Source organism: Pseudomonas sp. CLCA07 (assembly GCF_053615335.1).
In genome coordinates, this window is the sequence record NZ_CM132131.1 from 5,045,649 (window position 1) to 5,066,478 (window position 20,830).

A 20,830-nucleotide genomic window follows, 5' to 3' on the forward strand; every position below is an offset into this window, starting at 1 on the left:
GGAAAGTGCTGTGCGTCCCGTATTCACACGCTCATCAGCAAGAAAAACCTATGAATGGGAGCACAGAGCAGGTGACTGTCGTTTTGATCGTTAAGGACAACCGTTAGAGGAAATCGAACTAAAGTGACCGGGCGGTTTTTGGTATGGTGCAGCTCGTTTTTTAACGGACTGATTTCAAGCCTACGGATCGGCATCCTTTTTAGTTAAAGAGCTGCTGCGGAAATGCCCGAACCGATACCGATCAAGGACCACGAAAAAGAGACGCGCCTGGTCAACAAAAGACTGATGGCTTGCGGCTTGTTTGTCGTCGCTATTTCCTGCGCTCTGATGGTGCGCATGTATGTCCTGCAGGTGGTCGAATTCGACTATCACTCGACCATCTCCGAAAACAACCGTGTCCACGTCCTGCCGATCACGCCCACTCGAGGGTTGATCTACGACCGCAATGGCGTGGTTCTGGCGGACAACCGGCCGAGCTTCAATCTGACGATCACCCGCGAACGCGCCTCGGATGTCAAAGAGGAGCTGGATGAGGTGGTTAACCTCCTGCACCTGTCGATAGAAGATCGAACGTTGTTCGACAAGGCAATGAAGCAGGCCCGTCATCCGTTCGTGCCGGTCACCCTGTTCTATGAACTGAGCGAAGAGCAGATCGCGGTACTGGCGGTCAACGAGTTCCGGTTGCCGGGGATCGATGTCGAGCCTCAGTTCGTGCGCCACTACCCGATGGGCGCGCACTTCGCGCATTCGATTGGCTACGTCGGTCGCATCAACGAGAAAGAATCCAAAGCCCTGGACACGGTGGAATACCGTGGCACCCAATCCATCGGCAAAACCGGCATTGAAAAATTCTACGAGTCCGAGCTGCATGGCCAGGTCGGCTATGAAGAAGTCGAAACCAACGCTCAAGGCCGTGTGTTGCGAGTGCTCAAGCACACTGATCCGGTCCCCGGCAAAAACATCGTCCTGAGCCTGGACGTCAAACTTCAGGAGGCCGCCGAAGCAGCCTTGGGTGATCGTCGAGGTTCAGTTGTCGCGCTCGACCCGTCGACCGGGGAAGTGCTGGCAATGGTCAGCAAGCCAAGCTTCGATCCGAACCTATTCGTCACGGGGATCAGCTTCAAGGAATACGCGGCGCTGCACGACTCCATCGACCGCCCGCTGTTCAACCGTGTGCTGCGGGGCCTCTACGCGCCGGGTTCGACCATCAAGCCGGAGGTGGCCATTGCCGGCCTCGATACGGGTGTCGTCACCCCGCAGACCCGTGTTTTCGATCCGGGTTACTACCAGCTCCCGGACTACGATCACAAATACCGCAACTGGAACCACAGCGGCGACGGTTGGGTGGACATGGACGCGGCGATCATGCGCTCCAACGACACCTACTTCTACGACCTGGCCCACAAGCTGGGCATCGATCGCCTGCACGACTACATGGCGATGTTCGGCCTCGGCGAGAAGGTCTCGCTGGACATGTTCGAAGAGTCTGCCGGTCTGATGCCATCCCAGGCCTGGAAGCGCGCCACGCGCCGTCAGGCCTGGTTTCCTGGCGAAACGGTGATCCTCGGCATCGGTCAGGGTTATATGCAGGTCACACCGCTGCAATTGGCCCAGGCCACCGCGCTAATTGCCAACAAAGGCGTGTGGAATCGACCGCATCTGGCCAAGACTGTGGACGGTATTGCGCCGATTGACGAGCATCCGATGCCCAACATCCTGCTCAAGGACCCGCGTGACTGGGAGCAGGTCAACCACGGCATGCAGATGGTGATGCACGACGCTCGCGGGATAGCCCGGGCGGCAGCGCTGGGTGCTCAATACCGCATTGCCGGCAAGAGTGGTACCGCGCAAGTTGTCGCAATCAAACAGGGCGAGCGCTACAACCGCGCGAAAACCCTGGAGCGTAACCGCGATAACGCCTTGTTCGTCGGCTTCGCTCCGGCCGAGCACCCGAAGATTGTCATCTCGGTGATGATCGAAAACGGCGAGGCCGGTGGTCGCGTTGCCGGTCCTGTGGTCCGACAGATTATGGACGCCTGGCTACTTGATCAGGACGGTCACCTGAAACCGCAATACGCCGCCCCGAGCAAAGCTCCGGGCGACCCCAACGTCTAAGAGGGCAAGGCTTCACAGCACAGGCTCACGAATGCTGAGCATGTGCTGGAAGCTTTCGAGGAATACGGTTTCGGCCTGACTCAACTTCTGCTCGCGATTCCACAACAGTTGGATATCGAAATCCACCACGCCATCTTCCGGCGGCAAACGCCAGAGCAACCCTTGTTCGACATCCCTTCGTACCAGATGCGTCGGCAGGCAGCCAATGCCGAACCCTGAACAGATCAAGCGATAAATTTCTTCGAAACTCGTCGATGAAGCGACGATCTTGCCGGTAAAGCCTTGCTGGTCGCGGAACAATGTCAGGGGCGAAAGATTGCCCCCGAGTTGGTCACTGGTGAAGCTGACAAAGTTCTCCGCCGCGAGCTGTTCCAAGGTCAGATTCTCTTGCCCAAACAACCGATGACGCTGCCCACAAAAGTACGCATAAGTCTCACGAAACAGCACCCGTTGCTCCAATCGCGGCTGCGGTAAACGACACAGGCCGACGCCAATGGTCGCTGTCTTTTGCAGCAGTGAACTGATGATGTTCGAGCTACCCATCACCTCGACTTCAAACTCGATTTTCGGATGGGTTTCGTGGAAATCGGCGAGGAACTCGTCGTAATGTCGTGCTTGCACGCCACTGACGGTAAGGATGCGAATCTTGCCGACCACGTCGTCGTTACGATTTTCCACCACTGTGCCCAGTCGTGAGATATCGCCGTAAATGTCCGCCGCAATGCGCAGGACTTCCTCCCCGGTTTCCGTCAGATCAAACCGCCGCCCGCTGCGGGCAATCAACACACATTCCAATTGTTCTTCCAGTCGTTTCAGCGCCTGACTGACGGCTGACTGCGTGATGTGCAATCGCGCGGCGGCCCGGCTCATGCTGCCTTCCTGGCCGATCACCAAATAGGTGCGTAACAGGTTCCAGTCGAGGCGGTCATTGAGAAAGCGGCGACCGACCCATGGGTTGGAAGTGGAGGGCATAAATAGTCCATGTAGTAGCAGGGCTAATAGTAAAGATAAGAATATGAAAATTGACTAATCCTGTCACGGAAGCGATAAAGCCCACAAGCGCCACAGAGTGCAACCGTATACAGCCTTCAGTACCTGCCCAAAACTATAAATACACAGGGTCCTTGCATGCACACTACCCCACAACCGCGTCGAGCGGCGGCGGCAGCCTTCATTGGCACGACCATCGAGTTCTACGACTTCTACATCTACGCGACGGCGGCGGCGCTGGTGCTTGGGCAAGTGTTCTTTCCCAGCAGCGATCCGGTGATGAGCACCTTGGCAGCCTTCGGCAGTTTCGCCGTCGGCTTCATCGCTCGCCCAATGGCCGGAATGGTTTTCGGTCATCTGGGTGATCGACTGGGCCGCAAGAAAATGCTGCTGGTGACCATGGCCCTGATGGGTTTGGCGACCGCCGGCATCGGTCTGTTGCCCAGCTACGCCAGCGTCGGCATCTGGGCGCCGGTCGGTCTGATTGTGCTGCGTTTGATTCAGGGCATTTCAGTTGGTGGCGAGTGGGGCGGAGCGGTGTTGATGGCCAGCGAGCACGCACCGGCCAAGCGCAAGACTTTCTATGCATCGTTCGCTCAACTCGGCAGCCCAGCCGGTTTACTGCTGGCGTTGATTGCCTTTCGTCTGGTGACTTCCCTTGAGCCAGAGGACTTCCTCGCCTGGGGCTGGCGTCTGCCGTTTCTGGCCAGTGGTGTGTTGATGATGGTCGGTCTGATGATCCGCTCAGGCGTTCACGAGTCACCAGAGTTTGCCAAGGCCCGGGACAACAACGAGACGGCCAAATACCCGGTGAAAGACGTTATCCGCACCTGCTGGCGGCAGATCCTGTTCGCCGCCGCCGCGGTGACCATCGGCTCGGCCGGGTTCTTTTTCACCAACACCTTCATGATCACCTACGTCACCCAGTATCAGGGCATCGCACGTTCGACGATTCTCGATTGCCTGTTTCTGGTGACCGTCATTCAGCTGCTCTCGCAACCGCTCTCTGCGTTGCTGGCCGAGCGCATCGGCGAAGGCCGCTTCCTCAAACTCGTCGCGCTGATGTGCATGGTCACGCCATATCCGATGTTCATGCTGGTGGGCACACAGAACATTGTGCTGATGACCGTCGGCATTGCTCTGGCGGTGGTGATTCTCTCGGCGCTGTACGCGGTGATCGCCGGCTACATGACTCAGGCGTTCCCGGTGCACCTGCGCTACTCGGGCATTTCTATCGCCTACCAACTCAGCTGCGCGCTGGCCGGCGGTACTACGCCGCTGATCGGCACGCTGCTGGCGAGCAAGTTTTCCGGACAATGGTTGCCGTTGGCGGTGTTCTTCACCTTGCTTTCGGCCCTGTCTTTGATCGGTGTTTGCGGCCTGGCCCGCCTGCGCGCCAACCCGGTCGTCACCCACGCTGCTAAAGAGGTGTATTCGTGAGTAAACCTGAACACATCGGCCCGGTTGAATGGCAAGCCCGTTGCGAGCTGGCTGCGCTGTATCGCCTGGTCGCGCATTTTCGCATGACCGACTTGATTGACACTCACATCACCCTGCGAATTCCGGGGCCTGAGCATCACTTTCTGATCAATCGCTACGGGGTGATTTTCGACCGCATGCGCGCCTCGGACCTGGTGCGGATCGATGAGGATGGGCGAGTGGTCGATCCGGCTTATGAAGGTCGCCGGGTCAACGCCGCCGGCTTCGTCATTCACTCGGCGATCCACATGGCCCGCCCGGATCTCAACTGCGTGATTCACACCCACACGGCTGCCGGCATGGCGGTCGCCGCCCAGAAGCAAGGCTTGCTGCCGATCAGTCAGCACGCGCTGAAGTTCTACGGCAAGTTGGCGTATCACACCTATGAAGGCATCGCGCTGTCGCTGGATGAGCGCGAGCGGTTGATTGCCGATCTGGGCCCGCACCGGGCGATGATCCTGCGCAATCATGGACTGTTGGTCGGTGGTTCTGGTGTGGCCCAGGCGTTCCAGGAGATTCACTTTCTGGAGCGTGCCTGTCAGGCGCAAGTTGCGGCGTTGTCCGGTGGTTCGGCGTTGCATTACCCGTCCCCGGAAGTCTGTGCGCACACCGCTGAACAGTTTGACCGCGATGAACAGGACAACATCATCGACCTGGCCTGGGAGGCCGCTTTAACCCTGATCGAATCCCAGCGCGAGTCCTATCTCTCATGAACACCGTGGTTCTGCTGTCTCGCGACACCTTGTTGATTAAACAATTGCAGGCCGCGTTTGCCCGCAGTGCACCGCAACTCACCACCGTGCTGGCTGATGATCCACAGGCCGTCAACGCGCAGATTGCCGCCTGCTGGTTTCCGTTGCCGGGCAGCCTCGCTGCGTTGCCGAACCTGCAGGTCATTCACTCTGTGGCGGCGGGAATCGATCACCTGGATCACGACCCGTCGTGTCCGGACCTTCCCGTGTGCCGAGTGGTCGATCCCGGTCACCGCCAAGGCATGACTGAATACGTGCGCTGGGCGGCGATTCACTATCACCGCGGCTTCGATCAGGTGCTGTTGCAGCAACAGCACCAGCGTTGGGAGCGGCCGCTGCAACGGGCGGCGAGGCAGTTCAAGGTCGGAGTGATGGGGCTTGGGTCGTTGGGCAGCGCCATTGCCCAGGATCTGGCCACCGCCGGTTACGACGTTCGTGGTTGGGCGCGCCGCAGCAAGGACTTGCCGGGCGTACAGACGTTTGCCGGTGCGGAAAAACTGAACCCGTTCCTCGATGGATTGGAGTTGCTGATCAACCTGTTGCCGTTGACCAGCGAAACCCGCGGCATCCTCGGCAGCGCAACGTTCGAGCGGCTCGCCAATGGCGCCGCGCTGGTCAACTGCGGTCGGGGCGGTCATCTGAATATCGACGACCTCGAACAAGCCCTGGCCCGAGGAAAACTGCGCGGTGCGTTGCTGGATGTTTTCGAACAAGAACCGCTGCCGGTCGATCACCGTCTCTGGACAATGCCCGGCGTCACCATTACCCCCCACATGGCATCGGCAGCCTCCCACGATTGCATTGCCGAACAAGTAGCGGAAAATTTTCGCCGTTTAAATGCTGGCGAACCGTTATTGAATTGTGCGGACCGAACACTCGGTTATTAATAAGAAAGCGCCTTGCGAACTCGCCAAATTAGTTGGGCGATCTATAACAACAATCCCTCACTTCGAACGTTTTACTGCCAGTTAAAACAATTAAATACGAGTTCTTGATGAACTCCTGGAGACAGTAATGAGCGATCTATCGCCTGTAGAAAAGTCCGGCGCACCTCCGGAAGTTGCAATAAGCATGAAGAAAGTGGCCGTGGCCAGTGTGATTGGCACCACGGTGGAATGGTACGACCTGTTTGTGTTCGCCACGGCTTCGGCGCTGGTGTTCAATAAAGTGTTCTTTCCGGATTTCGATCCGTTGATCGGTACATTACTGGCTTTCGGGACGTTTGCTTCGGCCTACCTGGCCCGGATTGTCGGCGCGGCATTGTTCGGTCATTTCGGTGACCGCTTGGGACGCAAGTCGATGTTGTTGGTTTCACTGTTGACCATGGGGGCCGCAACATTCGCCATCGGGTTATTACCTAACTACGCGGCAATTGGTATCTGGGCGCCGATTCTGTTGTTGCTGCTGAGGGTCATTCAAGGCCTGGCGTTAGGTGGCGAGTGGGGCGGTGCGGTGCTGATGGCGGTGGAACATGCTCCCGCCAACAAACGCGGTTTGTACGGTTCCTGGGTTCAGATCGGCGTCCCGGCCGGGACCATGATTGCCAACCTGGCCTTCCTGCTGATTGCCGCGTGGCTGTCCCCTGAAGACCTGTTGGCCTGGGGCTGGCGTATTCCGTTCCTGGCCAGCGTGCTGCTGATCGCCGTGGGCTTGTACATCCGCTTGAACATCGCTGAAACCCCGGCTTTCAACAAGGTCAAGGAAGCCGAGGTGCAGGTGAAAATGCCGCTGGCGGAAGTGTTTCGCAAGTACTGGAAACAAGTGGTGCTGGGCGGGATCGCCACCATGTCGACCGGGGCGTCGTTCAACATCATCGTTGCCTTCGGCCTGACCTACGGCACGCAGAATCTCGGGTTCAGCCGCAGCGTGATGCTCGGCGTGGTGTTGCTGTCCTGCGCCTGGTGCATCGTCATGCTGCCGGTGTTCGGTGCGCTGTCGGACCGCTACGGACGCAAGCCGATCATCGTCGCCGGCATCGTGGCTGAAGCGTTGGTCGCGTTCCCGTTGTTCTGGTTGATGGACACCAAAGAGTTGCCCTGTGTGATCTTCGGCTACCTGCTGTTGATGACTGCCTTCGCGGCCAATTACGGGCCGATCGCGACGTTCCTCGCTGAACTGTTCGGCACACGTGTGCGTTATTCGGGACTGTCCATCAGCTACATGTTGTCCGGCCTGCTCGGTAGCGCGGCGACGCCCATCGTCACCACGGCACTACTGGCGGCGACCGGCAAAGGCTCTTCGGTGGCCTGGTACATGATTGGCGCGGCGTTGATTTCGTTGGTGGCGCTGTTGTTGCTGACCGAGACCTTCAAGCGAGATATCAGCGACGTGCCGACGGCAGTGCCGGGTGACGATCAACCCGCTCGCAAACCTTTCAAATCGGCTGCGGCCTGATCCATGGAGTTCAACAACATGCGAAGAATTCAATCGGCGCCGGGCTTTATCGGCCCAGTCGGCCCGTACTCGCAAGCGGTGGTCAGCGGCCATCTGGTGTTTACCGCCGGGCAGATCCCGGCCCAGAGCGGGCTCGATGACCAACCGGCCCACTTCACCGAACAAGTGCGGCAAACCTTGCGCAACCTGGAGGCGATCCTGATTGAAGCCGGGTCGGACTTCGGCCACGTGATCAAGGTCAACGCGTACCTCACCGACCCCGCGCAACTGGAACCGTTCAACGCGGTGTATCGCGAGTTCCTCGGCCATGCGCCGCCGGCCAGGACCACGGTTTGTGTGGCGTTGTGGGGCGTGTCGCTGGAAATCGACTGTGTCGCCGAGTTGATTGCCAAGGAGGCGCAACATGGATGAATCGCAGCTGATCGAGCAGCTCAACGCGGTGAGCTTTCCGACCCTAGGGCATTTTCTCGAGGAGGGCTTTGCCGATTCGCAACTGCGGGCCATGGTGCCCAATGTGAAACTGGTCGGCCGCGCGCTGACCCTGAAACTGGTGGGCGCCGATGCTATCGCGGTCAACCAGGCCCTGGCGCTCATCCAGCCCGGCGATGTGCTGGTGATCGACACCGACGGTGACTGGCAACACGCCCCGGTGGGCGCCGTCACCAGTTGCGCGGCGCGTTGCGCTGGTGCGGTGGGCATCGTGGTGGACGGCGCAGTGACCGACTTGCTCGAACTGCGCGAGGCCGGGTTGCCGGTCTTCGCTCGCGGTACCAGCCTGCTGACCACCAAGTTGCATGGCCGTGGCGACAGTCAGATCAATCAGCCGATCCACTGTGCCGGCGTCACGGTGCATCCCGGGGATTTCGTGCTGGCGGACGACAACGGCGTGCTGTTTCTCAATCCGGTCACCGCGCAAAACGTCATCGAGCGTGCGCTGGCATCTGACCGGGCAGAACCGCAACTGCTGACCCGGTTAATGGCAGGCGAGCCGGTGTCCAGTGTATTGAGTATCAAACTCTCTTAATGACCGGCAGCCAGCCCAAAAGCTGGCTGCTCAGGAACTTCAAAATCAATGAACAAACAACCGTTGGCACTTATTGCGATCGGCAGTGCTTTATTCAGTCCATTAAGCATTGCGGACTTTATTAAAGACAGTAAAGCGACCCTCGGGATGCGTAACTATTACTTCAATAACGATAATCGCGATGGCGCCGCGAACCCTTCCAGAACCGAAGAATGGGCGCAGGGTTTCATGCTCAACTATCAGTCCGGATTCACCGAAGGCACTGTCGGCTTTGGTGTCGATGCGTTAGGCCTGCTGGGTATTCGCCTGGACAGCGGTGACGGTCGCCATGTCGGCAGTTCGATGATCCCCAACGATGGCAACGGTGCAGCCGAGCAATGGTCGCGTTTCGGTGCGACGGCGAAGATGCGCTTTGCGCAGACTGAAATGCGTTACGGCACCCTGATGCCGAAGTTGCCGATTCTGCAGGCCAACGACGGCCGGCTGCTGCCGCAGACGTTCGAGGGTGGGCAGATCGTCTCCAATGACTTTGAGCACCTGACCCTGACCGGTGGTCATCTCGAACAGGCCACGGGCCGCGGTTCCAGCGACCGCACCGGTCTGGCCGTGGCCGGCGGCACCCGGCAAAGTAACGCGTTCAATTTTGCCGGTGCCGATTACAAGGTCACCGATGCGCTTCTGGCGCAGTACTACTACGCCAATCTCGAAAACTATTACCAACAGCATTTCGCCGGTCTGGTTCACAACCTGAAACTGGGGGATTTCGGCGCGCTAAAAACCGATTTGCGCTACTTCAAGACCTCCGCCGACGGTGCCAATGACTCGGCCACCGGGAGGGCCAGCGGCTACCGTACCAGTGGCTTTACGGAGAACGGCGACGGCAAGATCGACAACAACACCTGGAGCCTGTCGTTCACTTGGAGCATCGGCGCTCACGCGCTGATGGCCGGTTATCAGCAGGTGTCCAGTGACAGCGGATTCGTGCAGCTCAACCAAGGCAGTTTGCCGGACAAAGGCGCTGGAGGCGCAAGCGTTTACCTGCTGACCGACCGCTACATCCAGAACTTCACCCGCGCCGGTGAACGTACCGGTTTCGCCCAGTACAACTACGATTTCGCCGCCCTTGGCGTGCCGGGGCTCAAGGCTTCGGCGATGTACCTCTCAGGCAGCGGAATAAAAACGGTTGCCGGACCTGAGCAAGAGGAATGGGAGCGGGACCTGAGCCTCGACTACGTGATCCAGAGCGGACCGCTGAAAAACGTCGCACTGGGTTGGCGCAACGGTATGTCGCGCAGTGAAGCATCGCGCGATGCGGACCAGAACCGCCTGGTGGTCAGCTACAGTCTGCCGTTGTTCTGATCGGGCCACTCAGCCCAGCAAGCACTGTTGCAGGCTCTCGAGAAAGATCGTCTCGGCCCGACTCATGCGCTGCTCGCGGTTCCACAGCAAATGAATGTCCACATCGGCAATCCCTTCGTGGGGCGGCAGGCGCCAGAGCAATCCGGCGTCGACGTCCGCCGCCACCACGTGCTCGGGCAAACAACCGATTCCGAACCCGGCGATCACCAGTCGCCGGACTTCCTCCAGGCTCGGTGACGAGGCGACGATCCGCCCGCTGAAGCCTTGCTGATCACGAAAAATCGTCAGCGGCGAGAGCATGCCGCCAATCTGGTCGCTGGTGAAACTGACGAAATTCTCCCGCTGCAAATCCCCCTCGGCGACGTTCTGTTGACCGAACATTGCATGATGCTTGCCGCAGAAAAACGCATAACGCTGACGCAGGAACAGCCGCTGTTCCAGGCGTGGTTGCGGGCGGCGATTGAGGCTCAAGCCGAGGGTGGCGGTTTTTTCCTGAAGGGCGCTGACGATGTCGGAACTGCGCATCACGTCGACTTCCAGATCCACGCGCGGATGCTGGCGGTGGAAGTCTGCGAGGAAGTCGTCGAAGCGCTCCGAAAATATCCGACTGATGATCAACAGCCGAACCTTGCCGATCACTTCGTCGGCCGGCTGTTCCAGCACACTGCTGACCTGGGACATCTGCCCGTAGATTTCCCCGGCCAGTGCGAAGATCTGTTCACCGACTTCGGTCAGGGCAAACCGTGGCCCGCGACGGGCGATCAGTTGTCGGCCCAGTTGCTCCTCCAGACGCTTCAGCGCCTGGCTCACCGCCGGTTGCGTCAGGTGCAGGCGGGCGGCAGCGCGGCTGATGCTCAGCTCCTGGCCGATCACCCGGAAGGTGCGCAGCAGGTTCCAGTCCAGGCGGTCATTGAGCAAGCGTTGCAGATCGCGTTCGGCCATGGCGGCTCTCGATTATAAGCTGATGTAATAGTCCGCATAATAAATAGAAAATTGACTAATCATAGCCCCGGGACGATAAATCATCTCCAGACAGGCGCCGTCAGAGCGCCTTGATTTTGCTGTTTCACTCCTGCCAAAAAAATAACCAAAGGAGACCGACCCATGAAGCCCCAAGCTTCTCCTCAGCCGCGCCGTGCGGCAGCCGCAGCCTTCATCGGCACCATGATCGAGTGGTACGACTTTTACATTTACGCGACTGCAGCCGCGTTGGTATTCGGCGCGCTGTTCTTCCCCTCCGACGACAAACTGTTCAGCACCATGGCTGCGTTCGGCACCTTCGCCGTGGGCTTTTTTGCGCGGCCGTTGGGCGGGATTATTTTCGGCCATATCGGCGATCGCATCGGCCGCAAGAAGTCGCTGATCATCACGTTGCTGATGATGGGCGTGGTCACGATCTGCATCGGCTTGCTGCCGACCTACGCACAAATCGGTGCAACGGCGCCGGCGCTGCTGATTCTGCTGCGCATCGTCCAGGGCATCGCGGTCGGTGGCGAGTGGGGCGGGGCTGTGCTGATGGCCGGCGAGCATGCACCGAAAGGTCGACGCAATTTCTTCGCATCCTTTGCCCAACTCGGTAGTCCGGCTGGTTTGATTCTGTCTCTGCTGGCGTTCAGCGCAGTCACCCGTTTGCCGGAAGAAGACCTGATGAGCTGGGGCTGGCGTCTGCCGTTCCTCGCCAGTTCGTTGCTGCTGCTGGTGGGGCTGGCGATTCGCCTGGGCGTGAATGAGTCGCCGGAGTTCCTCGCCAGCCGCGAACTGGCCCGCAAAAGCACACGTAAAGAGCAGGCTCCGGTCATGGAAGTCCTGCGCACCGCGTGGCGCCCGCTGCTGCTGTGCATCGGCGCCAACACCCTCGGGATCGCCGGGGTGTATTTCACCAATACTTTCATGATCGCCTACACCACCCAGCAACTTGAACTGCCGCGCTCGCTGATTCTTGAGTGCCTGTTCGTGGTGGCGATCATTCAGTTCTGCATTCAACCCTTGGCAGCGTGGGTGGCCGAGAAAATGGGCGCAACGCGATTCCTGTGCCTGGTGTCGTTGTTGGCCATGGCGTCTCCGTACCCGATGTTCGTACTGGTCAGCTCGGCCCAGGCGCCGTTGATCATCCTCGGCATCGCCCTGGCGGTGGTGTGCATGGCGTCGTTCTACGCGGTGATCGCCGGTTACGTCAGCGGCATGTTCGAGACTCGCGTGCGCTACACCGCGATTTCGCTGGCCTATCAGATTTGCGGTGCGTTGGCCGGTGGCCTGACGCCATTGATCGGCACGTTGCTGGCGCACAAGTTTGCCGGTCAATGGTGGCCGATGGCGGTGTTCTACAGCCTGATTGCCGCGACTTCGTTGATCTGTGTCCTGTCCCTTGCCCGTCGTCATGCCAGCGCTGAACGCGTCGAAATGGCCAACGCTTAATCGAAGTTTCCAGGAGTGATTTTATGTTGAAGATTAATGGCGAACGCCTGTGGGCGAGTCTGATGGCCATGGCCGAAATCGGCGCCACCGCCCGTGGCGGCAGTTGCCGCCTGGCCCTGAGCGAGGAGGACAAGGCCGGTCGCGAACTGTTTTCCCACTGGTGCCGCGAAGCCGGCATGACCCTGAGCGTGGACGCCATCGGCAACCTGTTTGCCCGCCGCGCCGGCACCGACCCCGATGCCGCGCCAGTGATGATGGGCAGCCACCTCGACACTCAGCCTGAAGGCGGGCGTTTCGACGGTGTTTACGGCGTACTTGCCGGCCTGGAAGTGGTGCGCTGTCTGAATGACCTCGGCATCCAGACCCGCAAGCCGCTGGAAGTGGCGGTGTGGACCAACGAAGAGGGCGCCCGCTTCACTCCGGCGATGTTCGGCTCGGCGGTATTCACCGGGATTATGGAGTTGGACGCCGCGCTGGCCGTGCGTGACATCGATGGCATCAGCGTTGCCGAGGCGCTGCAGCGCACGGGTTACGCCGGCGAGCGTCCATTGGGCGGTGCGGTGGATGCTTACTTTGAAGCGCACATCGAACAAGGTCCGATCCTTGAGGACAACGCCAAAAGCATCGGCGTGGTCAGCGGTGGCCAGGCGATTCGCTGGCTCGACGTGCGAGTCGAAGGCATGGCAGCCCACGCCGGCACCACGCCGATGCCGCTGCGCAAGGATGCCCTGTACGGTGTGGCGCGAATGATTCAGGCGATCGAAGGCCTGGCCGGCGATTTCGCCCCCGAAGGTCTGACCACCGTCGGCGAGTTGAGCATCAATAAATCCTCGCGCAACACGATTCCAGGGCTGGTGAATTTCACCATCGACCTGCGTCATCACCGCGACGAAGCCATCGACGCGATGGAGCAGCAGGTGCGTGCGCGACTTCAGGCCATTGCCGATGATCGCGGTTTGAATCTGACGATCACCCCGCACTGGATCAGCCCGGCGACGCCGTTCGACGCCGAATGCGTGGCGGCGGTGCAGCAGGCGGTGGACGCACTCGGCTACGCTCAGCAATCGATTGTCAGCGGTGCTGGCCACGACGCAATTCACCTGGCGCGGTTCTGTCCGACGGCGATGGTGTTTATCCCGTGCGTCGGCGGCTTGAGCCATAACGAAGCGGAAGATGTGCTGCCCGAAGACGTGCGTCAGGGCACCGATGTGCTGCTCAACGCCGTGCTTTCCCGCGCAGTAAGTGCTGAGTAAACACGATCCATGTAGGAGCGAGCTTGCTCGCGAATGCGGTGTGTCATTCAACAATGATGTTGACTGACACGCCCTCTTCGCGAGCAAGCTCGTTCCTACAGTTGATCGCATCCGGTTTCGAGATCTACGTTAACTGACAGGTATTAACCCCATGCGCAGTTTTTTCCACCCCGAACAATTGCTTCATCATCCACGCAGCTACTACTCCCGTGGGCAAATGCGTACGCCGCAGGAAGTGCCGGAGCGGGCTCAGCGGTTGGTCCAGGCGTCGCATTCATTGGGTTTCAAGATTGAGAAACCGGCTGATGCCGGGCTCGATCCGCTGCTGGCAGTCCACGGTACGCCATACCTGACGTTCTTGCAGGAAGCCCATCAGCACTGGAAGGAAATCCCCGAGGATTGGGGCGATGAGGTGATGTCGAACATCTTCGTGCGCGAGCCCAATGCGTTGCGCGGGGTTCTCGCCCAGGCCGCCCGCTATCTGGCCGATGGCAGCTGTCCGGTGGGGGAACAGACCTGGCGCTCGGCCTATTGGTCGGCGCAAAGCGCGATTGCGGGCGCTCAGGCGTTGCTCGATGGCGAGCCGGCCGCTTATGCCGTGTGTCGTCCACCGGGTCACCACGCTCGGGCCGAAGCAGCGGGTGGTTTCTGTTATGTGAACAATGCAGCGGTGGCGGCGCAGGTGTTACGCGGCGGGTTTGAGCGAGTCGCGGTGCTCGATACTGACATGCACCATGGGCAGGGGATTCAGGAGATTTTTTACGACCGTGACGACGTGCTCTACGTCTCGGTGCATGGCGACCCGACCAATTTCTATCCGGGGGTTGCAGGCTTTGGTGATGAGCGCGGTGTCGGGGCAGGAGAAGGTTTTAACCTGAACTTGCCGATGGCCCATGGTGCGAGCGAGGCAGACTTCCTCGATCAACTGGATATCGCGTTGACGGCGGTGAAGGATTTCGGAGCCCAAGTGCTGGTGCTGTCCCTCGGGTTCGATATTTTCGAACTGGACCCGCAGAGCAAAGTGGCGGTCACGCGAGCAGGGTTTGCGGTGCTTGGAGAGCGGATTCGCAGCCTTGGGCTGCCATGTCTGATTGTGCAGGAGGGGGGGTATCACCTGGAGAGTCTGGAGGATAATGCGCGGGCGTTTTTTGTGAGCCCCGAGGTGTGGCAGCTCTGACCGTGGCGAGGGGGCTTGTCGGAACGCCGCATCGCCCCGTCGGGCTGCGAAGCAGCCTTAAAATCAGCGACCGCATGTCTTCCGAAGCGTTACGTTCGTCGGTTTACGACTGCTGCGCAGCCGAACGGGGGCAAGCCCCCTCGCCACAGGACTTGCCATCCCCCTGACGTTAACGTAAACATTGCGGCAGGGCGCTGAACTAAAAAAAGCGCAGGGCGGACCGATTCGGAGCGCTTGATGACGCCAATAAAAACAACACCACCGAAACGTCACCACGAAGCCCGGCTGGCCCGGGAAAAACTCCATCTGGAGGGCGAAGTCCCCGATGGCGTATTGCGCGCGGAAATCGATGCGTCGTGGCGGCGCAGCCTCAGTCATGGCGTGCATTTCAATGGAAAGCACGAGCTGGCGCTGGAGTCGAGCGCCAGCCTCGACGTGCTGCTGGCCAGCAACCGACTGCTGATCGACGCGGCATTGCCGGCGATTGATTACCTGGCCGAACGTCAGGGCAAGGAAGGGCTGATCATCCTCGCCAACTCCGACGCCACCATTCTCGCCGTCGAAGGACGCGCCGATCGCCTCAAAGGCAGCGGCCTGCAAGACATCACCTTGGGCGCCTGCTGGAGCGAAGCCGCTCGCGGCACCAACGCGCTGGGCACCGCACTGGTTGAAGCCCGGCCTACGATGATCGATTGCGGCGAGCATTACCTCGATCGCCTGACCGATTTCTCCTGCACCTCGGTACCGATCCATTGTCCGCAGGGCGGCATGCTCGGCGTGCTCGACCTGACCCGCGAAGGCCCGCTCGGTCGCGTTCACGACAGCACCGCGTTGCTGACGATGGCGGTCAGCCAGATTGAAAGCCGCGTTTTCAACGCCAGTTATCCCGACGAAATCGTGCTGGCCTTCCACAGCCGGCGCCAATACCTCGAATCCCCGTGGCAAGGCCTGCTGGCGGTGAGCCTTGGCGGTCAGATCCTCGCGGTCAGTGCCCAGGCTTGTCAGTTGCTCCACGCCGAACGCTCGGCGCTGGTCGGTCGGCGGTGCGAAGAATTTCTCGGGGTCGATGGGCTCCAGCTTTTGTCGCGGTTGCATCAGGGCGGCGTCGGCAGCCTGCAAACCGCCAAAGGCGAATTCTTCTACAAAACCTTGCGCGCGCCGCAACGCTCGATCGGCATCAGCAGCCCACCGCGCAGCACCGCCAAAACCGTCAAGCCCCAGCCGGACCTTGAGTCCCTGGCCGGGAGTAACGTGCGTTATGCCCGAGCCTTGCGCATGGCCCGGCAAGGCCTGGCCAATGAATTACCGGTGTTGCTGCTCGGTGAAACCGGCACCGGTAAAGAAGTCATCGCCCGCGCGTTACACATGGCTGGAACCCGTTGCGACAAACCCTTCATCGCGGTGAACTGCGCGGCGATTCCCGAAGGCCTGATCGAGTCGGAACTGTTCGGCTACCGAGAAGGTGCCTTCACCGGCTCCCGCCGTGGCGGCATGATCGGTCGCCTGCAACAGGCCCACGGTGGCACCTTGTTTCTCGATGAAATCGGCGACATGCCGCTGGCCCTGCAAGCGCGTTTACTGCGGGTACTGCAAGACCGCAAAGTCGCACCGTTGGGGGCAGGCGAAGAGCAGGACATCGACGTCGCGTTGATCTGCGCCACGCACCGCGACCTCAAGCGTCTGGTGGAAGAGAAACACTTCCGTGAAGACCTGTTCTACCGAGTCAACGGTATCAGCGTGATGCTCCCGGCCTTGCGCGAGCGCGAAGATTTCAGTGCCCTGGTCGGGCGATTGCTGGCCAGGCTTGATGCCCCGACCGTCGTCCTGCATGACGATTTGAGCCGCTTGCTCGGGGGGTATCACTGGCCCGGCAACATCCGCCAACTGGAGATGGTATTGCGCACCGCGCTGGCCATGCGCGAACCGGGGGAGACCGTCCTCACCCTCGACCACTTGCCCGACAGCATGCTCGACGATTTGACCGCGACCGAACGGCCTCAGGCCGGCAGCATCCGTGAAAATGAATTGGAGCTGATTCGCCAGTCCCTGGACACCCACCAGGGCAACGTCTCGGCCGCCGCCGACGCGTTGGGCATCAGTCGCGCGACCCTGTATCGCAAGCTCAAACAGTTGCGTTCGTGATGCAGCGCCTGATCGTTCGGCTGATCGACAGCCAGAACCCAGAGGCCTTGCAAGCGGCATTGCGCTGGCTCTACAGCTTCGTGCGCCCGCATCGTTTGGCCATCGCCGGGCTGCTCGGTTTATCGGTGTGCGCCTCGCTGCTGGTATTGGTGCAACCGTGGCTGACCAAGCTTCTGATCGACGATGGCTTGCTGGCGCGCAATTTTCCGATGCTGGTGTTAATTGCCGGGCTGATGATCGTTGCCGGGCTGCTCGGCACGGCGCTGTCGGGCATCAATCGCTACCTGCACACGCGATTGTCCGGGCGGATTCTGTTTGCCCTGCGTGATGATCTCTATCGGCATTTGCAGACGCTCTCACCGAGCTTTTACGGGCAGCGGCGTATCGGTGACCTGATGTCGCGTCTGGATGGCGACGTCGCCGAGATCCAGCGCTTTGCCGTGGACTCGCTGTTCTCGGCGGTGTCGAGCGTGATTGGCCTGGTCTGCGCGGTGGCGATGTTGCTGACCCTGTCGTGGAAGCTCTCGTTGCTGGCGTTGGTGCTGATCCCCCTCGACGTGCTCTGGCTGCGCTGGATGCGACGCAAGGTCGAGCGGGATGTGCGGCAATTGCGCGAGCGCTCGGCGGACATGTCCTCGTTCATGGTCGAGACGCTGCCAGTGATGAAGTTCATCCAGTCCGCCGGCCAGCAACAGCGGGAATCACGACGGCTGGAGACGCTGGGCCACGGCTACATGAGCCAATTGCTGCGACTGCAAGTCACCGAGTTTTTTACCCAGGCCGTACCGGGCACATTGACGTCGTTGTCCCGGGCCTGTGCATTTTTGATTGGCGGTTACTGGGTGGTGCAGGGCACATGGCAGTTGGGCGCGTTGATCGCGTTTTCTACCTACCTGGGCATGGCCGTCGGACCGGTTCAGAGCCTGCTCGGGCTCTACGTCGCCATTCAACGGATGACTGTCAGCCTCGGGCGCGTGATGGAATTGCGCGGTGAAGAGCCGACCGTTCTGACGCCGGTCCAACCGCAACCGATGCCTGCCTGCGGTGACCTTCGATTCGACGATGTGCACTTCAGCCATCCTGGCCGCCCGACGACCTTGCGCGGTATCGAAGCGCGCATTCCCTACGGCTTGAAAGTCGCCCTCAGCGGCGGCTCCGGGGTCGGTAAATCGACCCTCATTGATCTGCTGCAACGCCACCATGATCCACAGTCGGGCCGAGTGTTGCTGGGGGAGGTCGACCTTCGGGAGCTGGACCTGTTCCAGTTGCGTCGGCGAATTGCCGTGGTTAGCCAGGACATCGTTTTGTTTCGCGGCAGCCTCGCCGACAACCTCGCTTACGCCGTGCCGGATGCCAGTCGCGAGGCAATCACCGAAGTCGCGCGGCTGGCGCAACTCGACAGCTTGATTGAGTCGCTGCCCGAAGGCCTCGACAGTCCGCTGGGCGAGCGTGGTCAGCAGTTGTCCGGCGGGCAGAAACAACGCATCGCCATTGCCCGGGCGCTATTGCAGGACCCGCTGATTCTGGTACTCGACGAAGCCACCTCGGCGGTGGATGAAACCACCGAACGCGAAGTGATCGAGGCCATCGACCGATTGTTTGCCGGGCGTACACGAATCTTGATCAGCCACCGCCCCTCAACCCTGGCCGATGCCGATTTGCGGTTTGAATTGCTCGACGGCGTGCTTACTTCAAAAACGGTGCTGCATGAAGCCTGAACTGCGAATCGGCGTCGTCGACAGCGGCCATTCGGCGGCGCAACGGGTACAGGTCGTCGCCGGCCGGCGCTTCTCGTTGCTGGACGACGGGTTGGCCGAAAGCGACTTGCGCGATGATCCCCTGGGCCACGGCAGCGCGGTGATCGAAGCCATCGGACGGCGGGCACCTTCAGCGGTGTTTTGCGTGGGCCAGGTGTTTGACCAGCGCGGCGTCACCAGCGCCTTGCAGATCGCCAGCGCCATTGACTGGCTGGTGGCGCAGGACGTCCGGCTGATCAATTTGAGCCTCGGTTTGCGCCAGGATCGCAGCCTGTTGCGCGAAGCCTGCGCGGCAGCAGTGGCGCGCGGGGTTCTACTCTGCGCATCGAGCCCGGCGCAGGGGGAAGGCGTGTTTCCGGCGAATTATCCGCAGGTGTTGCGCGTCACCGGTGACGCGCGTTGTGCCGAACAAGAATGGTCGTGGCTCAACAGTGCCCAAGCGGATTTCGCTGCGTGTGTGCATGGGACCTATCCGGGGCAGTCCGGCGCCAGCCTGGGGTGTGCGGCGTTGAGCGGGCACATCGCCGCTTTTCTGGTTACACAGCCTGAGGCGAGCAACGAGCAGGTGGTCGAGTGGTTGCGCGAGCACGCGCGTTATCGCGGCCCTGAACGGCGCGTTGGACCATGATTGTGATTCTCGGCGCCGGGCCAGCGGGAGCTGCGGTGGCCTTGGGGTTACGGCGGCTTGGTTATCCCGTGACGCTGGTCAGCGAGTGGCGCCGGTTTGCGGCGTTGGAAGGTGTCTCGTTGCGGGTGCTGGAGGCCTTGCGCGGCGCGGGCCTGCATCAGGCGCTGGCGGATGCGGCGCTGCCTTCCCAGCGGCAGGTGTCGTGGAACGGTCAGCAGCATGCGCAGAACATTGAATTCCTGTTGGACCGCCCCGTCTTCGACCGAGGCCTGCGCGAAGACCTGCGCCTGGCTGGCGTTGAGGTGATCGAAGGTCGGGTGCCGACGGTTCAGACTGACGCGACGGGGCATCGAATCGAGATCGAAGGTCGCGAAACGCTGGTCGCGGACTTTCTGGTGGAGGCCCGAGGGCGTCAGGCGCCGGCGCTCGGCAAAGGCCTGAGAGGGCCGGAGACGGTCAGCCTGCTCAATCGCTGGCAGGCCATGCCGGGCAGCACCGCCAGCGCGGTTGAAAGCCTTGAGGATGGCTGGGCGTGGATGGCGCGACGGGCTGACGGCCAGTGTTATTGGCAGTGGACGGTGGACGTGGCCAGCGCCGGGCTGCCCGGTAAGGCGCAATTGCTCGACTATTGTCGTCAGCGGCGCCAGGGCTCGGCGCTGGCTCAGGCGTTTTTCGGGGCTACGCCTGAAATCGACGTGCAACTGCATGCCCGCAGCAGCACCGCAATCCTGTGTCCGCAGGTGTGCGGCCAACACTGGATTCGGGTTGGGGATGCGGCGATGGCGGTGGATCCGCTGTCGGGCAACGGGATTTTTCAGTCACTGTCTTCGGCGTTACAGGCGCCGATAGTGATTAACACACTGTTGCGCAAACCCGAGCGAACGGCCCTGGCACAGCGCTTTCATCAGCAGCGAGTGGAACAGCTGTTTTTGCGCTTTGCGCGGATCGGTCGCGATTTTTACGCCGATGAACTGCGTTGGCTGGATCAGCCCTTCTGGCAGGCGCGGCGGTGCTGGCCGGATGCTGAGGTTGCCCATGCCGAGGCGGATTTTGCGGCGCTGAAGATTGAGCGAGCGCCGGTGCTGCGGGATGGTTTTGTGGATGAGGCCGAGGTGGTGATCACGGCGGATCAGCCATTGGGGATCTGGCATGTGCAAGGGGTCGAGGTGGCGCCGTTGGTGCGGCGGTTGCGCACTGAACCGGCGGAACGGGTATTGGCGGGGTTGACGGTGGAGCAGGGGCGGGTGGTTCGGGGGTGGTTGTTGGCTCAAGGGTTCAAGCCCTGAGATTTGTAGGGGCCGGTCTGGCCCCTTCGCGAGCAGGCTCGCTCCCACATTGGTTTTGT

General features: G+C 60.7%; 17 protein-coding genes. 15 read left to right on the forward strand and 2 right to left on the reverse strand.

Annotated features, from left to right (window positions below):
• Positions 1–222: 222 nt before the first annotated feature.
• Positions 223–2,115 carry a penicillin-binding protein 2 gene (gene mrdA / locus ACWGZX_RS23225; protein WP_452625578.1) on the forward strand — a complete coding sequence of 631 codons (1,893 nt, stop codon included), beginning with the start codon at positions 223–225 and terminating at the stop codon, positions 2,113–2,115.
• A 12-nt stretch (positions 2,116–2,127) separates the two neighbouring features.
• Here the strand turns inward: mrdA and ACWGZX_RS23230 are convergent, their stop codons facing one another.
• Positions 2,128–3,087, reverse strand: a complete 960-nt coding sequence (locus ACWGZX_RS23230) for a LysR family transcriptional regulator (protein WP_452625579.1) — start codon at positions 3,085–3,087, stop codon at positions 2,128–2,130.
• A gap of 156 nt (positions 3,088–3,243) precedes the next feature.
• On the opposite strand from ACWGZX_RS23230, the gene ACWGZX_RS23235 reads away from it, so the two are divergent.
• The 7 genes from ACWGZX_RS23235 to ACWGZX_RS23265 all read left to right on the forward strand — a co-directional run bounded on the left by ACWGZX_RS23235 (position 3,244) and on the right by ACWGZX_RS23265 (position 10,113).
• Positions 3,244–4,545 (forward strand): MFS transporter, encoded by a 1,302-nt coding sequence (locus tag ACWGZX_RS23235; RefSeq protein WP_452625580.1) that lies wholly within the window; start codon positions 3,244–3,246, stop codon positions 4,543–4,545.
• Positions 4,542–5,297, forward strand: coding sequence for a class II aldolase/adducin family protein (locus ACWGZX_RS23240; RefSeq protein ID WP_452625581.1), 756 nt, complete (start codon positions 4,542–4,544; stop codon positions 5,295–5,297). The genes ACWGZX_RS23235 and ACWGZX_RS23240 overlap by 4 nt, the downstream gene beginning before the upstream one ends.
• A complete protein-coding gene (locus ACWGZX_RS23245) occupies positions 5,294–6,223 on the forward strand; it encodes a 2-hydroxyacid dehydrogenase (protein WP_452625582.1) in 930 nt (309 codons plus the stop codon). The genes ACWGZX_RS23240 and ACWGZX_RS23245 overlap by 4 nt, the downstream gene beginning before the upstream one ends.
• Before the next feature lie 127 nt (positions 6,224–6,350).
• Entirely contained in the window at positions 6,351–7,730 is a 1,380-nt protein-coding gene (locus ACWGZX_RS23250; protein ID WP_452625583.1) for an MFS transporter, read from the forward strand.
• 18 nt (positions 7,731–7,748) lie between these two features.
• Positions 7,749–8,141 carry a RidA family protein gene (locus ACWGZX_RS23255; protein WP_452625584.1) on the forward strand — a complete coding sequence of 131 codons (393 nt, stop codon included), beginning with the start codon at positions 7,749–7,751 and terminating at the stop codon, positions 8,139–8,141.
• On the forward strand, positions 8,134–8,754 hold the full coding sequence (locus ACWGZX_RS23260; protein WP_452625585.1) for an RraA family protein: 621 nt from the start codon (positions 8,134–8,136) through the stop codon (positions 8,752–8,754). Before ACWGZX_RS23255 ends, ACWGZX_RS23260 begins: the two co-directional genes overlap by 8 nt.
• Before the next feature lie 48 nt (positions 8,755–8,802).
• Complete coding sequence (locus tag ACWGZX_RS23265; RefSeq protein ID WP_452625586.1) at positions 8,803–10,113, forward strand: OprD family porin; 1,311 nt, start codon at positions 8,803–8,805, stop codon at positions 10,111–10,113.
• A gap of 9 nt (positions 10,114–10,122) precedes the next feature.
• On the opposite strand, the gene ACWGZX_RS23270 is transcribed toward ACWGZX_RS23265, so the two are convergent.
• On the reverse strand, positions 10,123–11,055 hold the full coding sequence (locus ACWGZX_RS23270; RefSeq protein WP_452625587.1) for a LysR family transcriptional regulator: 933 nt from the start codon (positions 11,053–11,055) through the stop codon (positions 10,123–10,125).
• 162 nt (positions 11,056–11,217) lie between these two features.
• On the opposite strand from ACWGZX_RS23270, the gene ACWGZX_RS23275 reads away from it, so the two are divergent.
• The 7 genes from ACWGZX_RS23275 (at position 11,218) to qhpG (ending at position 20,771) form a co-directional block, all read left to right on the forward strand.
• Positions 11,218–12,528: an MFS transporter gene (locus ACWGZX_RS23275; RefSeq protein WP_452625588.1), complete on the forward strand. Its 1,311-nt coding sequence runs from the start codon at positions 11,218–11,220 to the stop codon at positions 12,526–12,528.
• Between the two features lie 23 nt (positions 12,529–12,551).
• Positions 12,552–13,781 carry a Zn-dependent hydrolase gene (locus ACWGZX_RS23280; protein WP_452625589.1) on the forward strand — a complete coding sequence of 410 codons (1,230 nt, stop codon included), beginning with the start codon at positions 12,552–12,554 and terminating at the stop codon, positions 13,779–13,781.
• Between the two features lie 151 nt (positions 13,782–13,932).
• The gene (locus ACWGZX_RS23285; protein ID WP_452625590.1) at positions 13,933–14,958 is read left to right on the forward strand and encodes a histone deacetylase family protein; all 1,026 of its coding nucleotides are present in this window, start codon (positions 13,933–13,935) and stop codon (positions 14,956–14,958) included.
• Positions 14,959–15,195: 237 nt separating this feature from the next.
• Positions 15,196–17,100, forward strand: coding sequence for a sigma-54-dependent Fis family transcriptional regulator (locus ACWGZX_RS23290; RefSeq protein WP_452625591.1), 1,905 nt, complete (start codon positions 15,196–15,198; stop codon positions 17,098–17,100).
• Positions 17,100–18,818 carry an ABC transporter ATP-binding protein gene (locus ACWGZX_RS23295; protein ID WP_452625592.1) on the forward strand — a complete coding sequence of 573 codons (1,719 nt, stop codon included), beginning with the start codon at positions 17,100–17,102 and terminating at the stop codon, positions 18,816–18,818. Before ACWGZX_RS23290 ends, ACWGZX_RS23295 begins: the two co-directional genes overlap by 1 nt.
• Positions 18,808–19,485: a subtilisin-like serine protease QhpE gene (gene qhpE, locus ACWGZX_RS23300; protein WP_452625593.1), complete on the forward strand. Its 678-nt coding sequence runs from the start codon at positions 18,808–18,810 to the stop codon at positions 19,483–19,485. The genes ACWGZX_RS23295 and qhpE overlap by 11 nt, the downstream gene beginning before the upstream one ends.
• A complete protein-coding gene (qhpG, locus tag ACWGZX_RS23305; protein WP_452625594.1) occupies positions 19,482–20,771 on the forward strand; it encodes a flavin-dependent monooxygenase QhpG in 1,290 nt (429 codons plus the stop codon). The genes qhpE and qhpG overlap by 4 nt, the downstream gene beginning before the upstream one ends.
• The last annotated feature ends 59 nt before the right edge of the window (positions 20,772–20,830 follow it).

Bases quoted from the DNA above. Each gene is read 5' to 3' on its own strand.
- ACWGZX_RS23260 (WP_452625585.1), top strand. From the start codon at position 8,134: ATGGATGAATCGCAGCTGATCGAGCAGCTCAACGCGGTGAGCTTTCCG.
- ACWGZX_RS23290 (WP_452625591.1), top strand. From the start codon at position 15,196: ATGACGCCAATAAAAACAACACCACCGAAACGTCACCACGAAGCCCGG.
- ACWGZX_RS23285 (WP_452625590.1), top strand. From the start codon at position 13,933: ATGCGCAGTTTTTTCCACCCCGAACAATTGCTTCATCATCCACGCAGC.
- ACWGZX_RS23230 (WP_452625579.1), bottom strand. From the start codon at position 3,087: ATGCCCTCCACTTCCAACCCATGGGTCGGTCGCCGCTTTCTCAATGAC.
- mrdA (WP_452625578.1), top strand. From the start codon at position 223: ATGCCCGAACCGATACCGATCAAGGACCACGAAAAAGAGACGCGCCTG.
- ACWGZX_RS23280 (WP_452625589.1), top strand. From the start codon at position 12,552: ATGTTGAAGATTAATGGCGAACGCCTGTGGGCGAGTCTGATGGCCATG.
- ACWGZX_RS23255 (WP_452625584.1), top strand. From the start codon at position 7,749: ATGCGAAGAATTCAATCGGCGCCGGGCTTTATCGGCCCAGTCGGCCCG.
- ACWGZX_RS23235 (WP_452625580.1), top strand. From the start codon at position 3,244: ATGCACACTACCCCACAACCGCGTCGAGCGGCGGCGGCAGCCTTCATT.
- ACWGZX_RS23275 (WP_452625588.1), top strand. From the start codon at position 11,218: ATGAAGCCCCAAGCTTCTCCTCAGCCGCGCCGTGCGGCAGCCGCAGCC.
- ACWGZX_RS23295 (WP_452625592.1), top strand. From the start codon at position 17,100: ATGCAGCGCCTGATCGTTCGGCTGATCGACAGCCAGAACCCAGAGGCC.
- ACWGZX_RS23245 (WP_452625582.1), top strand. From the start codon at position 5,294: ATGAACACCGTGGTTCTGCTGTCTCGCGACACCTTGTTGATTAAACAA.
- qhpG (WP_452625594.1), top strand. From the start codon at position 19,482: ATGATTGTGATTCTCGGCGCCGGGCCAGCGGGAGCTGCGGTGGCCTTG.
- ACWGZX_RS23270 (WP_452625587.1), bottom strand. From the start codon at position 11,055: ATGGCCGAACGCGATCTGCAACGCTTGCTCAATGACCGCCTGGACTGG.
- ACWGZX_RS23250 (WP_452625583.1), top strand. From the start codon at position 6,351: ATGAGCGATCTATCGCCTGTAGAAAAGTCCGGCGCACCTCCGGAAGTT.
- qhpE (WP_452625593.1), top strand. From the start codon at position 18,808: ATGAAGCCTGAACTGCGAATCGGCGTCGTCGACAGCGGCCATTCGGCG.
- ACWGZX_RS23265 (WP_452625586.1), top strand. From the start codon at position 8,803: ATGAACAAACAACCGTTGGCACTTATTGCGATCGGCAGTGCTTTATTC.